This window comes from Nonomuraea sp. NPDC049646, assembly GCF_044465525.1.
Lineage (GTDB): Bacteria > Actinomycetota > Actinomycetes > Streptosporangiales > Streptosporangiaceae > Nonomuraea.
In genome coordinates this window covers 450,503-465,767 of record NZ_JBITLU010000001.1, presented here as the reverse complement: position 1 = coordinate 465,767, position 15,265 = coordinate 450,503, and the positions used below count along the sequence as shown (strand labels likewise).

Annotated in this window: 12 protein-coding genes; 8 read left to right on the top strand and 4 right to left on the bottom strand. The window is 73.3% G+C overall.

Annotated features, from left to right (window positions below):
- The first annotated feature begins 38 nt into the window (after positions 1-38).
- Both ACIBQ8_RS02185 and ACIBQ8_RS02180 read left to right on the top strand, forming a co-directional pair.
- Positions 39-293, top strand: coding sequence for a hypothetical protein (locus ACIBQ8_RS02185; protein WP_397190753.1), 255 nt, complete (start codon positions 39-41; stop codon positions 291-293).
- Positions 294-524: 231 nt separating this feature from the next.
- Positions 525-2,075, top strand: coding sequence for an alpha-L-arabinofuranosidase B (locus ACIBQ8_RS02180; RefSeq protein ID WP_397190752.1), 1,551 nt, complete (start codon positions 525-527; stop codon positions 2,073-2,075).
- A gap of 87 nt (positions 2,076-2,162) precedes the next feature.
- Here ACIBQ8_RS02180 and ACIBQ8_RS02175 read toward each other — a convergent pair whose 3' ends face one another.
- Positions 2,163-3,068, bottom strand: a complete 906-nt coding sequence (locus ACIBQ8_RS02175; RefSeq protein WP_397168305.1) for a polysaccharide deacetylase — start codon at positions 3,066-3,068, stop codon at positions 2,163-2,165.
- A gap of 107 nt (positions 3,069-3,175) precedes the next feature.
- Between ACIBQ8_RS02175 and ACIBQ8_RS02170 the strand changes: the two genes are divergently transcribed.
- Positions 3,176-3,733: a TIGR00730 family Rossman fold protein gene (locus tag ACIBQ8_RS02170; RefSeq protein ID WP_397168303.1), complete on the top strand. Its 558-nt coding sequence runs from the start codon at positions 3,176-3,178 to the stop codon at positions 3,731-3,733.
- 80 nt (positions 3,734-3,813) lie between these two features.
- Entirely contained in the window at positions 3,814-5,865 is a 2,052-nt protein-coding gene (locus ACIBQ8_RS02165) for a SpoIIE family protein phosphatase (protein ID WP_397190751.1), read from the top strand.
- Here ACIBQ8_RS02165 and ACIBQ8_RS02160 read toward each other — a convergent pair whose 3' ends face one another.
- Positions 5,866-8,553 carry a M48 family metalloprotease gene (locus ACIBQ8_RS02160; RefSeq protein WP_397190749.1) on the bottom strand — a complete coding sequence of 896 codons (2,688 nt, stop codon included), beginning with the start codon at positions 8,551-8,553 and terminating at the stop codon, positions 5,866-5,868.
- 2 nt (positions 8,554-8,555) lie between these two features.
- Positions 8,556-9,104, bottom strand: coding sequence for a hypothetical protein (locus ACIBQ8_RS02155; protein ID WP_397190748.1), 549 nt, complete (start codon positions 9,102-9,104; stop codon positions 8,556-8,558).
- A 185-nt stretch (positions 9,105-9,289) separates the two neighbouring features.
- Here ACIBQ8_RS02155 and ACIBQ8_RS02150 point away from each other — a divergent pair, with 185 nt between their 5' ends.
- From ACIBQ8_RS02150 to ACIBQ8_RS02135, 4 genes are all read left to right on the top strand, one after another.
- Entirely contained in the window at positions 9,290-10,246 is a 957-nt protein-coding gene (locus ACIBQ8_RS02150) for an NAD-dependent epimerase/dehydratase family protein (RefSeq protein WP_397190747.1), read from the top strand.
- A gap of 236 nt (positions 10,247-10,482) precedes the next feature.
- A complete protein-coding gene (locus ACIBQ8_RS02145) occupies positions 10,483-11,061 on the top strand; it encodes a hypothetical protein (protein WP_397190746.1) in 579 nt (192 codons plus the stop codon).
- Between the two features lie 2 nt (positions 11,062-11,063).
- The gene (locus tag ACIBQ8_RS02140; protein ID WP_397168294.1) at positions 11,064-11,522 is read left to right on the top strand and encodes a hypothetical protein; all 459 of its coding nucleotides are present in this window, start codon (positions 11,064-11,066) and stop codon (positions 11,520-11,522) included.
- Positions 11,523-11,680: 158 nt separating this feature from the next.
- Positions 11,681-13,129 carry an FAD-dependent oxidoreductase gene (locus ACIBQ8_RS02135; protein WP_397190745.1) on the top strand — a complete coding sequence of 483 codons (1,449 nt, stop codon included), beginning with the start codon at positions 11,681-11,683 and terminating at the stop codon, positions 13,127-13,129.
- Between the two features lie 201 nt (positions 13,130-13,330).
- On the opposite strand, the gene ACIBQ8_RS02130 is transcribed toward ACIBQ8_RS02135, so the two are convergent.
- Positions 13,331-15,178 (bottom strand): S8 family serine peptidase, encoded by a 1,848-nt coding sequence (locus ACIBQ8_RS02130; protein WP_397190744.1) that lies wholly within the window; start codon positions 15,176-15,178, stop codon positions 13,331-13,333.
- Positions 15,179-15,265 lie beyond the last annotated feature (87 nt).

The following is a 15,265-nucleotide window of genomic DNA, read 5'->3' as shown; positions in this document are numbered from 1 at the left end:
GGGACGCGCTGGCCTACGAGCACACGATCCACGACGTCGTGCTGCTGGACCTCGGCGCCGCCACCTTCGAGGAGGCCCTGCGCCTGGCGCACGACCGCCTGCGGCGGCGCGGCTGGGAGGACGACGCGGAGGGGCCGGATCGCCTCGGGATGAGGTCGCCCGCCTGGAAGCAGGCGTCACTCATCGTCGGCTCCCTGTGGAGCGCCGGCACCCACCGGATGCAGGCGGACGCTCATGCGGGACGGCTGACCGGCGGTGCGGTCGTCGTGGTGCGGCTGTGTGAAACGGCGTGAGCGCGCTCCGCCGAAAACGAGCAGAACAGAGCTTGACGGGCTGCGGGATTTCGTTTCATAGTGGGCCGGTCAAGTCCCTTACGTATGTCCGGAGGTTCTTGCCGGTAATTATGTTAGCGATAACATCGCCGCCGTCTATTCGGTGACGGAGCAGGTCGGTGGGCATTTCTGGCGTGCGTGCGAGTGCGCCTTCTCATGCCTGGAATTTCCGAGGAAAGCGGAGGTCCATTGATGAGATACCGGTCCGGATCAAGCATTCTCGAAAAGGCGGGAGCCGCCGTCGTGCTCGTCGCCGGGCTGCTCGCCGGCGCCCCCTCGGCGGCGCAGGCCGCCGCCCAGCAGCCGTGCGACATCTACGCCGCCGGCGGCACCCCCTGCGTGGCGGCCCACAGCACGACCCGCGCCCTGTACGCCGCCTACAACGGCCCGCTCTACCAGGTCCGCCGCTCCTCCGACAACGCCACCCGCGACATCGGCCTGCTCGCCGCGGGCGGTTACGCCGACGCCGCCGCCCAGGACGCGTTCTGCGCCGGCACGACCTGCCTCATCACCGTCCTGTACGACCAGTCAGGACGGGGCAACCACCTCACCCAGGCGCCTCCCGGCGGCTTCCCCGGCCCGGCGCCCGGCGGGTACGACAACCTCGCGGTCGCGACCGCGGCCCCGACCATGGTCGACGGCCACAAGGCGTACGGCGTGCGGGTCACCCCCGGCACCGGCTACCGCGACAACACCACCAACGGCATCGCCAAGGGCGACCAGCCCGAAGGCATGTACGCCGTCTTCGACGGCACCCACCACAACGGCGGCTGCTGCTTCGACTACGGCAACGCCGAGACCAACAGCCGCGACAACGGCAACGGCACCATGGAGGCCATCTACTTCGGCGACATCAAGGTCTGGGGCTACGGCACCGGCAACGGCCCCTGGGTCATGGCCGACCTGGAGAACGGCCTGTTCTCCGGCGTGAACCCGGGCTACAACCCGGGCGACCCCAGCGTCAGCCACCGCTACCTGACCGCCATCGTCAAGGGCGAGCCGAACCACTGGGCGATCCGCGCCGGCAACGCCCAGTCCGGCGGCCTGTCCACCTACTACGACGGCCCCCGTCCCAACGCCCCCGGCTACAACCCCATGAAGAAGGAGGGCGCGATCATCCTCGGGATCGGCGGCGACAACAGCAACGGCTCCGCGGGCACCTTCTACGAGGGCGTGATGACCGCCGGCTACCCCTCGAACGCCACCGAGAACGCCGTGCAGGCGAACATCGTCGCCGCCGGCTACACCACCACGGGCGGCGGCGCGGACGGAACGCTCACCCCGGGCGCGTCCGTCTCGCTGCGCGCGACCACGGCCTGCTGCACCACCCGCTACCTGCGCCACCAGAACGACCAGGTGGTCACGTCGGTGATCGGTTCCGGCAGCTCGTCGCTGGACCGGAGCGACGCCACGTGGATCGTCCGCAGCGGCCTGGCCGGGGGCTCGTGCGTGTCGTTCGAGTCGCGGAACTACCCCGGCGACTACCTGCGGCACCGCAACTACCAGCTCTACCGGCAGCACGACGACGGCAGCGCGCTGTTCGCCGCCGACGCCACCTTCTGCCCGCAGGCCGGCAAGAGCGGCCAGGGCACGTCGTTCGCCGCCGCGAACTTCCCCGACCGGTTCCTGCGCCACTACGACAACACCGTCTACATCGCGAGCAACGGCGGCTCGCACGCCTTCGACAACGCCGCCTCCTGGGCGGCGGACGTGAGCTGGGTCGTCAGCCCGCCCTGGGCGTAGACGGGGGCCCGAGCCGTCCCCGGCCGCGCGGCCGGGGACGGCTCCGTGCATGTCGGCTCAGTGCACGTCGGCTCAGTGCACGTCGGCTCAGTGCATGTCGGCCGGGCGCGCCCGCCCGTCGAAGGGGAAGCGGGCGCGGAAGTCGATCTCGGCCTCGGCCATCGACATGAACGTGACCCCCTTGTGCCCGCGCATGTACGCGATGAGCCGCTCCAGCATGAGCAGCACCTGGGGACGCCCGCTGACGTCGGGATGCAGCGTGACGGGGAAGACCGCGTAGTCCAGCTCGCGGTAGACCCAGTCGAACTGGTCGCGCCACTGCTGTTCGAGGTCGCGCGGGTTGACGAAGCCGTGGCTGTTCGGCGAGCTCTTGATGAACATCATCGGCGGCAGGTCGTCGAGGTACCAGTTGGCCGAGAACTCCACCAGGTCCACCTCCTGGCCGGGCACGAGCGGCTTCATCCAGGTCGAGGCGGCCTGCTCGTAGTCGATGTGCGTCCATCGCTCGCCCTTGCGGGCGTAGAAGGGCTGGAAGTCGCGGTAGGACTGCGAGTGGTCGTAGCCGAAGCCGTAGCGCAGCAGCAGCTCGACGGTCCGCGCGGACATCTCCCACCACGGCGCCACATAGCCCCGGGGCCGGACGCCGAGCACCTCCTCCAGCACCTCCAGGCTGCGCGCGAGGACGTCCTCCTCCTGCTGGGCGGACATCGCGACCGGGTTCTCGTGCATGTAGCCGTGCGCGCCGACGTCGTGCCCGGCCTCGACGATCCGCCGCATCTGGTCGGGGAACGACTCCGCCGAATGCCCGGGGACGAACCAGCTCGTCCTGATCCCCTCGCGGGCGAACAGGCGCAGCAGCCTCGGGGTCCCGACCTCGGCGGCGAACACGCCCCGCTGGATGTCGTTGGGCGAGTCCTGGCCGCCGTACGAGCCGATCCAGCCCGCCACGGCGTCCACGTCCACGCCGAAGCAGACGTTGATGGCTTTCTTCATGGACCAGGACGTACCCCCGCCGCGACGGACGGGCACCGGGCTCGACGGATCTTGGGCAGATCCTTCCCAGGTGCCCTGACCTGGACAGGTTCGCCTACAGTTACGGCGTGAACATCTGCGTCTTCTGCTCCGCCGCCGACCTCGACGAGCGCTACACCCGCCCCGCCCGCGAGTTCGCCGAGCTCATCGGCAAGGGCGGGCACACCCTGGTGTGGGGCGGCTCCGACAGCGGCCTGATGAAGGTCATGGCCGACGGCGTGCAGGAGGCGGGCGGCCGCCTGGTCGGCGTCTCGGTCGAGTTCCTGGCGCACAAGGCCCGTCCGGGCGCGGACGAGATGATGATCACCCGCGACCTGGCCGAGCGCAAGGCGCAGCTCCTGGCCCGCGCCGACGGCATCGTGATCATGGTGGGCGGCAGCGGCACGCTCGACGAGGCCACCGAGATCCTGGAGCTGCGCAAGCACGGCCTGCACAGCAAGCCGGTCGTGCTGCTGAACACCGCGGGCTTCTACGACGGGCTGAAGCAGCAGTTCCAGCGCATGGAGGCGGAGGGCTTCCTGCCGTTGCCCCTCACCGAGCTGGTGTTCTTCGCCGAGGAGGGCGTCGGGGCGATCGCCTACCTGGAGGAGCAGTCGGGCCTGGTCCCGCCGGTCGCCGGCGGCTGAGCGGCCCCCGCGGCGCGCGTTCGGGGCGGATCGTGCGCGGGTAGGGGTGGGGGAGGCTGTGGCCGTCGGGGGAGGTCACGATGGGGGCTGATGGCGAGCCCGCGGGCAGCGGGCTGGCGTTCGAGGTGCTGGAACCGGCGCCGGTCGGCGTGGCGGTCGCGCGCGGCCCCGACCACCGCCTGGTCTACACCAACGCCGCCTACCGCTCCCTGTTCGCCGACACCCGCACCGGCCTGCCGGTCGAGGAGGCGTTCGCGGAGTTCGTCGAGGTGCACTTCCGCGAGCAGTTCGACCGGGTATACGCCACCGGCGAGCCGTTCGTCACCACGGCGGAGCCGGAGTACGTCGTCGGGCCGCAGTGCGAGGAGCGGCGGTTCTTCACCTCCAGCCTGTCGCGCGTGGTCTTCGGGCCGGGCGACTACGGCGTGCTCGAAGTGGTGATGGACGTGACCGACCAGGTCACCGCGGCCCGCCGGATCGAGGCCCTGGCCGAGGAGCGCCGCCGCATCCTGCGCCGCTACGAGAGCCTGATGAAGGTCAGCGCCCAGATCGTCTGGGTGACCACCCGCGACGGCTACGTGAAGGAGCCCAGCCCGAGCTGGGAGCGGGTCACCGGGCAGCCGTGGGAGCGGCATCGCGGGCAGGGCTGGCTGAAGATGGTCCATCCCGACGACCGCCAGGACACGATCAGGTCGTGGGCCGGGGCGGTCAGCAGGGCCACCGAGACCTGGGAGCACGTCTACCGGCTGCACACCGCCGACGGCTCCTACCGGCACTTCGAGATGCGGGCCGTGCCCATCTGCGAGAACGGCCAGGTCGTGGAGTGGGTGGGGTCGTGCACCGACATCGAGGAGCAGTGGCAGGAGCAGCGGCGGCAGCGCCTGCTCGACAGCGCCGCGGCGGCCACGGCCCAGCTCACCAGCCTGGAGGAGATGCTCGGCGCGCTGTCGGAGGTCATCGTGCCCGAGCTGGCCGACGGCTGCGGCGTCTACCTCATCACCGACCTCACCGGCGAGCGGCACGGCGGGACGCCGTTCGTCGTCGAGCGGCTGGTCACCGCGGTACGTCGCGGCCTGGTGCCGCTGTCGCCGTACAGCGAGGAGCAGCTCGACGACGGCAACGCCTTCGTGACGGTCGTCCGCCGGCGGCGGCCCGTGCTGCAGACGTTCCCCGCCGGGTGCCCGCCGCCCGACCTGGCGCCGGCCGGCACCCGCGCGTGGCTGGCGGCCAGCGGCGCCAACAGCATGCTGGTCCTGCCGGTCGTGGTCGACGGCGCCGTGCCCGCCGTGGTCGGGGTGGTGACGTGCGGAGACCGTCCGGCGATCAACCGGGCCGACATCACGCTGCTGGGCAACATGTTCGGCCACGCCCACGACGCCCTGAGCCGGGCCATCCGCTTCCAGCGCACCCAGCAGGTCGCGCTGGCCCTGCAGTACAGCCTGCTCGCCGAGCCGCCGCGCCTGCCCGGCCTGCGGATCGTGGCCCGCTACCGGGCCAGCCCCAGCGCCGCCGAGGTGGGCGGCGACTGGTACGACTCCTTCGTCCTGCCCGACGGCGTCCCGGCGCTGGTCATCGGCGACGTGGCGGGGCACGACCTGTCGGCGGCCGTCCTGATGAGCCAGTTGCGCAACATGCTGCGGGCGCTGGCGATGGACCGCTGCGAGCCGCCCGGCGAGATCCTGACCCGGCTCAACGTCGCGATGGGGTCGTTGTCCTCCGAGGTCACGGCCACGTGCGTGTTCGCACGGGTGGAGGAGGGCAACGGCGGACACCGGCTGCGGTACGCGGTGGCCGGCCATCCGCCGCCCCTGCTGGTCACCGCCCAGGGCCACGGACGTTTCCTGGAAGAAGCCGTCAGCCCGCTGCTCGGTTTCCCCGACGACGGGACCCGCGCCTCCAGGACCGAGCCGCTGCCGCCGGGCAGCACGGTGCTGCTCTACACCGACGGGCTCATCGAACGCTCGGGCGAGCACCTGGACCTCGGCCTCGCCCGGCTGCGCCGGGTGGCGGAGTCGCTCGCCGCCGAGCCGCTGGAGAGCTTCTGTGACCAGGTGCTCAGCGGCCTGCCCAGCACCGGCCTCGACGACATCGCCGTCATCGCCCTGCGGCTCCCGTCCGCGGAGGAGGAATGATCAGGAGGGCAGCGCGCCCGTGATCCTGCACAGGTCGTGCAGGGCGCTGTGGTCGAGGATCGCCCGTCCGGAGTCCCCGGCCAGCAGGGCGGCCGCGATCTCGCGTCCCATGGCCTGGACGGCCGGGTCGCGTGCGGCCATGGCGTACCCGGCGCTCCCGGCCATGCCCGCGATGACGCGGGAGAAGTCGAAGGTGTCGGTGAACAGCAGTCCGGAGCTGACCGCGTGGACGGCCGAGCAGGCGCGGGCCGGCGGCAGCGGACCCCGGGGAGCCGCGCGGAGCTCGCGGACCACGGCCGCGCGATCGACGGGCGCCGGCCTGCCGCCCGCGGCGGCCACCATGTTGACGGCCAGGTAGCCGAAGAGCAGCGTGGCGAGCGCGGTGGGGACGAGCGACAGCACCGCGCCGACCGGCCGCCCGGTGACGCCGTTCCACGGACGCGCTCCCCACGGCCGGGGGCCCGCGGCGGACAGCGCCTGCGCGGCGCCGCGCAGGGCGCTGCCCAGCCACGCGGCTGCGGTGCCCGTGACGACCAGCCCGGTGAACCCGACCGAGAAGACCGGCCCGCTCTGCGACAGGACGACGAGGCGCGGCAGAGGAGCCATGCAGGACGACAGATTCTCGGCGCCGCACGCCGCGTTGACCAGATGGATCATGATGAGCGGCACCAGCCCGAACACGGTCAGCAGCATGAGGATCCCGGCGCCCGCCACCACCGGCGCGGTGCCGCCCCGCCCCCCGGCCGCCACGCCGAAGCAGAACGCCCCGGCCAGGGCCACGGCGGTCGCCACGACGAGCAGAGGGGCGAAGAGGGCGGCGGCGCTCTCCACGGGCACGGCCCCCGTGAGCGGCACGCCGCCGAAGGTCGAGCGCAGCCACCCGTAGAAGGGGATCATCCCCCCGGCGTAGGCGAGGCAGATCGCCAGCGCGGTGACGTTGACCGCAGGCAGCGGCATGCGAGGGGCGGCCAGACGGCTCGGCGGCGCGTCCCGCCAGACGGCCGCGAGGGGCCGGGGCGGCAGGCCGCGCCGCGCCGCCCAGCCGGCCGACGCGGCGGCGCAGGCCAGCACGAAGCAGAGCTGCAACGTCGGGTTGGCAGCGGCGCTGAACAGGCCGAACCAGAAGATGTCCCAGCTCGCCGCGCTGTTGACCATCCACGCGGTCATGTCGAACCAGAAGCTCAGCCACGCCCCGAAGATCACCGCCGACAGCGCCGAGCCGGCCAGCGCGGCCGTACGGACCCGCCGGGCCAGCGGCAGCCACACCGACGCGCACAGGACCGCCCACCTGAGCATGAGCTGGAACAGGACGGCGAGCAGCACCGCCAGCACGGCCGCGATCACGGGGGAGTCGGCCAGGATGTCGGTCCACGAGCCGGTCGCGGTGACCAGCGGCGGCGCGACGAGCTGACCGGCCACCAGCCCCGCCGTCAGCGCCAGCGCGGCCGGCAGCGTGGACGGCGGACGCGTGTGCGTGGCCTGCGCCAGCAGCCCGGCCCGCCACACCGTGCCCGCGACCGCGCCGGTGGCCAGCGCCCCGAACAGCACCCCGACGGCCAGGCGCTCCGGGCTGAACAGGGCCACGGGAACATTGAAGATCATCTCCACGAGGTGGACGCACGGCGAGTACCCCAGTCCGAGCAGTCCCCCGGCGGCCGCGGACTCCACCACGCCGATCCGGAACAGCCGGGGCGCGCCGCGGATGACGTCCGCCCGCTCCTCGTCGCCGGGGTGGAAGGACCACGGCCCCCGGTCCCGGCGGCGCCGCCCGCCGTCCGCCCGCGCGGGGGTCAGCGTGTCCAGGAGCAGCCGCTCGCCGTCCGGCGTGGCGCAGCCGCGCAGGTCGGCGTAGTACTCCCTGGTCCGCAGCACCGAGGTGCGGGCGAACCACAGCAGGGCCAGCACGGCCGCCAGCCGCCACGGCAGGACGGTGAGCAGGCCCGGCTCGACCGCCGCGAGCAGCAGCAGGGGCAGCGCGACGACCAGCAGGTACGCCCACCAGATCGCGAAGGCGAACGTGGTCAGGCCGACGTCCCTGTTGCGCAGATGGGCCAGCTCGTGGGCGAGGACGGCGTCGAGCTGCCCGGGGTCGGCGTCGGCCGCGCGCAGCAGCCCGAGGTCGAGGATGATCCGGTACCGGGGACGCCGGCCGAAGGCCCGGCCGCTCGCGCTCGCGCGCAGGGTCGCGACGTACACCTCGGTCCCGGGGGCCAGGGCCCGTACGGTGTCCTCGACGCGCCGCACCACGGCGGCCATGCCCTCGTCCACCGCGAACTGGGCCAGCGGCCGCGGCCGGGAGAGCATGACCAGGCGCGGGTGGAGGAGGTGGATCACGACGGCCACGGCGAGCATCCCGGCCACCATGCCGGCCACCGCCCACCCGGTACGCGCCGACTCGCGCTCGGCGCACTCGACGTAGGCCGAGACCAGGACGCCGTCCGGGATCCGTCCCGCGCCGGATTCCACGGCCAGGGCGCAGGCGCGAAGGCCGAGACTCGTGCTGCCGGCGGTGTACCGGTCGAGCAGCACCAGGTAGAGGTGCACGGCGCTGGCGACCGCGACGACGATCATGAGCAGGAAGCGGGCCGTGGTGGCCGCAGGCAGCGCGAACGGGTCCAGCCGCGGCGGCGGCGGCGCCGCGGGCGGGCCGGCCGTCGCCTGCCGGGAGGGGCCGACGGGCGGGCGCACGGTCAGGGCCGCGGGTCGATGAGGGCCGCGGCGAGCAGCGTGTTCACCCGCTGGGCCAGCTCCTCGGGCATCCCCGCCGCCAGCACGATCTCGGCCGCCTGCGCGCCGATCGCCGCCGCCTCGACCGCGCTGACCCTGGGCAGCGGCGTGCGCTCGCCCTGCGGGGCGACGGCCGAGGTCAGCGCCCTGCGACGGCGGCGCTCGCGCCACCGGGCCCGCAGCCGGTCGACCCGCTCGGTCGTCATGCCCGTCAGCACCTCGCAGGCCACGCCGTTGAGCAGGGTCAGGACCACGCCGAGCACGAGCTGCATGCCCTCGCCCGCGTCGAAGCCGGTGGGCTGGTCGCGTTCGCGTCCGCGCAGCGTCGCGCGGACCGCGCGTCTGCGGGCGGCCGGGTTGCCGAAGAAGTCCGCGCAGGCCAGCGGCAGGAACCGCACGTCCTCGGGGGCCACGTCGAGCAGGATCGCGCGGGCGGCCTCTTCGATGGTCGGCGCCGTACGACGGGAGCCGTCGCCGGTGGTGCCGGGTGGTGGGGAGCCTGGTTCGGGCATGTCTCCTCGCCTGACTTGAACTGAGTCCCCGAATCACCCCTATGAGAGCATGTCTGCCGCTGCGCGGATACATGACCGCGGAATGTGATCGACCCCTTTCGCGGACGTCCCGCCGCCCGGGGGAGCGTTGCGCTGGAAGTGAAGAGCGGGGGTCCGGCCGGGCCGGGTGGGCCAGGATGGCAGGCATGCGGACACTTGTTCTCGGCGGCACGAGGTTTCTGTCCAGGGAGATCGCGCGGCAGGCCCGCGACCGGGGGCACGAGGTGGTGTGCGCGGCGCGCGGGCTGGCCGGCGAACCGCCCCCGGGCGTGGAGTTCGTCCGGGTCGACCGGGCCGGAGACGGCGGGCTCGCGCCGCTGAAGGGGGCGTTCGACCTGGTCGTCGACGTCGCCAGGCTGCCCAGCCAGGTGCGGCGCGCGGTCACGGAGCTGGCGGGCCGGGCCGGTCATTACACGTTCGTCTCGTCGTGCAGCGTCTACTCCGACGCGACCAGGGTCAGCCAGGTCCTGCACGACCCGCTGCCCGACGGCGCCGACGAGAACGACCCGGAGAACTACGGGCCGGCCAAGGTGGCGTGCGAGCAGCTCCTCGGCGACGGCGCGCTGCACGTACGGGCCGGGCTGATCGTCGGCCCCGAGGACCAGTCCGACCGGTTCACCTACTGGGTCGAGCGGCTGGCGCGCGGCGGGCCCGTGCTGGCTCCCGGCTCGCCCGGCGATCTGGTGCAGCTCGTCGACGTACGCGATCTCGCGGCCTGGACGCTCGACGCCGCGCAGGCCGGGCTCACCGGCCCGTACGACGGCATCTCCATGCCCTTCACCAGGGGCGAGCTGCTGGCGGCCATCGCCGAGGGGCTGGCGGTGGCGCCGGAGCTCGTCTGGGCGGGCCAGGAGTTCCTCACCGAGCACGAGGTCGCGCCGTGGGCCGGGCCGCGGTCGCTGCCGTTGTGGTTGCCGTTGCCGGAATACGCCGGGTTCATGGCCCGGGACACCTCTGCCACGCTGGCCGCCGGTCTGCGCATCCGTCCGGTCGCCGACACGGCCCGCGACACGCTCGCCTGGCTGCGCGACTCCGGCCACGAGCTCACCCGCGCCGGCCTCACCCCCACCGAAGAGTCAACCCTCCTCCACCTCCTTCCCTAACCCCGCCCCCCGCCTCCCGACCCCCGCGTCCCGGGCTCCCGCCTCCCGGGCTCCCGCCTCCCGGGCTCCCGCCTCCCGGGCTCCCGCCTCCCGGGCTCCCGCCTCCCGGGCTTCCGGCTCCCCGGGCCCTCGGCCCCCCGGGCCCTCGGCCCCCCGGGCCCCGGGCCCCCCGGGGCCTTGGGGGCCTCGGCCCTCGGCTGCTTGGTTGGTCGTGTGGGTAGGCCGTGAGCGGGATCATGGACGGTGTGTTGCGCGTGACGATGAACGACTCCGCGGCCGGTCTGCTCGGCATGCCGGGTGGCCCGGCCCTGCCGGCACCGCCGGGCGGCCTCGCCCCCGGCCTGCGGGAACGGGTGGCCCAGGGGCTCGTCCAGCGCGGTGAGGTGCTCGGCTGGGCCGCCTCGACGGACGGCGCCGAACGCGCCCCCGCCCCCTTCCACGACCTCACCGGCTGGGAGTGCGACCGGAGTTCCGTGCACCTGGAGGACTTCGTCCCGGTCGAGGTCGGCACCGCCGATCACGCGCCCGTGATCGGCGACGAGGGCCAGCGGGTGCTGCTGCTGCACGGCGTGGCGCTGGCCCTGGAGGTCGGCCGGCTCGCCCGCGCCCTGCACCCGCCCGGCGCGGTGCGCTGCGTCGTGACCGCGAACGAGACCAGCGCGACGTTCCGGTTCCACCGGATCAGGCCGGGCGAGAGCTGGAACGCCCCCGACCTGGACGGGTACGCCGGCGACAAGGTGATCGTGGTGGAACAGGGGCCGTTCGCCGCACTCCAGGAGCATCCGGGCGTGCCGGACGCCGCGTACGATTCCTGATCGTGTCGATGAGGTTGAGCCTCGTGAAGATCGAGGCCGCGCTGCTGGAGTCCGTACGGGCCGACCCCGCCCTCATCGCGGCGGTCTTCGAGGGCCGGTCGCCTGGTCTCCCCCTGGAGACGGACGTGTTCGCGGACGACCACCGCTCGCTCACCGCCATCGCCGAGGGACGCGCCGAGGCCGAGCACGGCACCGCGGGGTGGAGGCAGTGCTTCCCCTGGCTGGCGGCGGCCACCGGCGAGGACGGCGCGAACGACGTGGCCGGGTGCGAGGTCGGCTACGGGCCGCCGTTCGTGCTGGAGCCCGCCCAGGTGGCGGCGGCCGCGCGGGGGCTGGCCGAGGAGGGGTGGCGGTTCGGCGCCGGTCACGCGGGCGGGGCGTACGAAGGGCTGGAGGCGCTGGCGCCGTTCTACGCGGCGGCGGCCCGCGAGGGCAGGGCGGTCGTGGGCGCGGTGCGCTGACGGCCCTCGCCCGCTCGCGCGCTCCGCGGCCCCGCCGACTGATGCCCCGGGCCTCTGCGTGAACGTGCCGCCGGTGGTGTGGTGGAGGTGTGAAGGTTGGGGGCGGGTACCGTGCAGACTGCCCCAGGGGTGGGGGTTCGCGCCTAACGTCCCGGAATATGCAGACAGTGGACGTTCTGGTGGTGGGGGCGGGGCTGGCCGGGTTGAGCACGGCCCGGCTGCTGGCCCAGCGGGGGCTGAACGTCATGGTCGTCGATCGGCGCAGGTCGTTGTCGGCCGGCGTCCGGACCACCGGGATCTTCGTACGCCGCACGCTCGACGACTTCGACCTGCCCGGCCACCTGCTCGGGCCCGGTGTCCGGGACGTTCTGCTGTACCCGCCGTCCCGGCGCTCGCCGATCCGGCTCACCAGCGACCGGGACGAGTTCCGGGTGGCCGACATGGCCGCCGTCTACGAGCACGCCCGCCGCGCGGCGGAGTCGGCCGGCGCCCGCGTCCTGCTGGGCGTCCGGTACACGGGCATCTCATCGGGCCTCGCCCGACTGGAACACACGAGCGGTGCGGACGGTGGGAAGGACGTGCTGACCTCCGAAACCGGGAAGGGCGTGAACGGCGGGATGAGGCCAAGGCACGGAAGGAGCGGGGAGGGCGCCGAAGGGGGAGAGGGCGCGCCGACCCCCGACGTCAGGGAGGGGCCGGAGGGCTGGAGGGGCGGGGAATCCGCCGGAGTTCTGAAGGCCGCCGAATCCGCGAAGGATGGCGAGGGGGTCGGGGGGGCGAAGGGCGGCGAATCCGCGAAGGGTGGCGAGGGGGGCGGGGGTGTGAAGGGCGGCGAATCCGCGGAGGGTGTGGAGAGGGTGGGGGGTGTGGAGGTGGTGGGGGTCAGGTTTGTCGTGGGGGCGGATGGGGCTCGGTCGCGGGTGGCGCGGGATCTCGGCCTCGACGTCAACCGGCGGTTTCTCGTCGGCGCCGAGATCGTCCATGCGGTCGCGCCGGGGTCGGGGTTTCCGGCGTTTCACTGCGTGTTGGATCCACGGGTGGCGCCGGGGTACCTCGGATGGGTGGTGGACGACGGGCGGCACGCCCATGTGGGTGTCGCGGGGGAGCCGGGGGCGATGCGGGCCGGCGTCCGCCGTCTGCTGGACGCCTTCGCCGCCGACGCGCCCGGTCGTGCGGCGCCCGCCGGGCCGGTCGAGCGCCGGGGAGGCCCGATCCCGGTCGGGGGCGTGCTGCGCCGGCTGGCCTGCCCGGACGGGCTGCTGGTCGGGGACGCGGCGGGCGCGGTGTCACCCCTGACGGCCGGCGGGCTGGACCCTTGCCTGCGGATGTCCGAGCTGGCCGCGGCGGTGATCGCCGACTATCTGCGTACCGGCGACCGGGAGGTGCTGAAGCGGTACGACGGGGCCGCGCTCAGGGCCCGGTTCCGGGGCCGGTTGCTGCTGCGGCGGCTGTTGGCGGGGATCCGGTCGCCGGTCTTGGCCGAGGCCGCGGTGGCCGTCCTGCGCACCCGCGCCGGCCGGGCGCTGGCGGCACGCATCCTGTTCGGCGACGGCTCCTTCCCCGAGATCGAACCCCGGCTCGCGGCGGGAGTGGGCAGGGGCCGGTGACCCTGACGGGGGCCCGGCGGGTCAGGGGCGTGAGCGGGCGTGGTGGGTTCCGGGCGGGGCGTGCTCGCGATCGGGGCGAAGCGCGGATCCAAGAGGGCGGGCCGGAGGAAGTGGGGGCGAATAACGCGAGAAGCCGGAAAAGGGGGAAAGGTCGTAAACGGGAGCGACCCCGTGAGAGCACGGGGTCGCGGAGTTGCGTGGTTAGGGCTTGGTGTAGCCGCCCGTGTAGGCGCCGGACCCGCTGTAGGCGTACACGCGGATGCGGTAGGTGCCCGCCGTGCCGTTGTAGGTCAGCGACTCGTCAGGCCCGCTGCCCGCGCTGCTGGCCACCGTGGTCCAGCCGAGGATGCCCTGCTTCTGCAGGTACAGGTCGTAGTCCACGCCGGAGGGTCCGTCGAGGCACGCCTTGTGCGTCCCGGCGGCGGCCGTGTAGCCGGAGCTGTTCGGGTAGTACACGTTCTGCCCGCTGGTCAGGTTGCCGGAGAACGGCGTCTGGTAGCCGGTGCAGTTGCCGGGGGTGGTCCCGACCGTGATGCTCTTGCTGGTGGAGTTCGTGGCCCCGCCGTTGTCGGTCACGGTGAGGGTCACGGTGTACGTGCCCGCGGCGGCGTAGGTGTGCGACACGGTCGCGCCGCTGCCGGTGGAGCCGTCGCCGAAGGTCCACGCGTAGGAGGCGATGGTCCCGTCGGGGTCGGTGGAGCCGGAGCCGTTGAACGAGCACGCCCGCGTGGTGTTGTCGCACGACTGGGTGAAGCCGGCCACCGGCGGCTGGTTGCCACCGGTCGTCGGCGGGTACTGCGTGGCGTCGTGCACGTCGAGCAGCGGCTCCTTGACCCCGTCACTGGCGTCGTCGGTCCAGTTGAGGTTGCCCGTGGCCTTGAGCTTGTCCCGTACGGCCAGCGCCCCCGCCCGGGTGGTGGGCTTGTTCGAGCCGCTGGTCAGCACGGCCGCGGCGCCCGCGACGTGCGGGCTGGCCATGGAGGTGCCGCTGATGGTGTTGTAGCCGCCGTTCATCCACGTGGAGTAGATGCAGGTGCCGGGGGCGGCGACCTCGACCGTGGTGCCGTAGTTGGAGAACCAGGCGAGCGTGTCGTCGGTGTCGGTCGCGCCGTCGGTGCGGCACGGCACGGTGATCGTGCCGGCCAGGCCGCCGGGCTGGCCGTCGAAGTCGGTCACGGCCGAGACGGTGACGACGTCGGGGTGGTTGGCGGGGAAGAAGCCGGAGGCGTCGGCCGAGCTGTTGCCGGCGGCCACGACGACGACGATGCCCGCGTTGGTGGCGTTCGTGATCGCGTTGCTGATCGCGGAGCTGCTGCAGCCCTGGCAGCCGAGGCTCAGGTTGATGACCTCGATCGTGCTCGCCCTGGCCACGACCCAGTCGAGACCGGCGGCGATGCCGGCCAGCGTGCCCGAACCCGCCGAGTTGAGCACCTTGACGGCGTGGATGCGGGCGCCGGGGGCGACGCCGACCGCGCCGACGGAGTTGTCGATGGCGCCGATCGTGCCGGCCACGTGGCTGCCGTGACCGTTGTCGTCGTCGCCGGTGCCCGAGCAGACGCCGCTGGTGCAGTTGGTGCTGGCCACCACGTTCAGGTCGGGGTGGTCGAGGTCGACGCCGGTGTCCACGACCGCCGCGTCCACGTCGACGCGGACGTCGTCGGTGCCGTCGATGTCGAGGTTGATGTTCTGGTCGGCGTAGATGCGCTTGATGCCGCTCGGTACGGTCTGGGCGAAGGCGTGGACCTCGTGGTCGGGCTCGACGGTGAGGACACCGGGCTCGCCCTTCAGCTTGGCGGCCTCCTCGGGGGTGAGGAGGGCCGAGTAGCCGTGGAAGGCGTACCGGTAGGTTCCCACCAGCACGCCCTTGTGCGCCGTGACCTGCTGCTGCGCCTCGTTCGCCACCTGCGCCCGCGACACGCCGGAGAGCTGGACGATGTAGCGCTGCTGGTCGGCGGCGGCCGGGGTGTCGGCCTCGGCGGCGGTGGCCCAGCCGGACAGTGCCAGGCAGACGCCGGAGGCCAGGGCTAACAGGGTTGAGATTCGACGCATGGAAACGCCTTTCTCCGGGGGTGACATGAGCTGCGCTCATGCGGCTTGTGAGCGGAACATCGCATATGACAGCGAGTCAGGCAATAC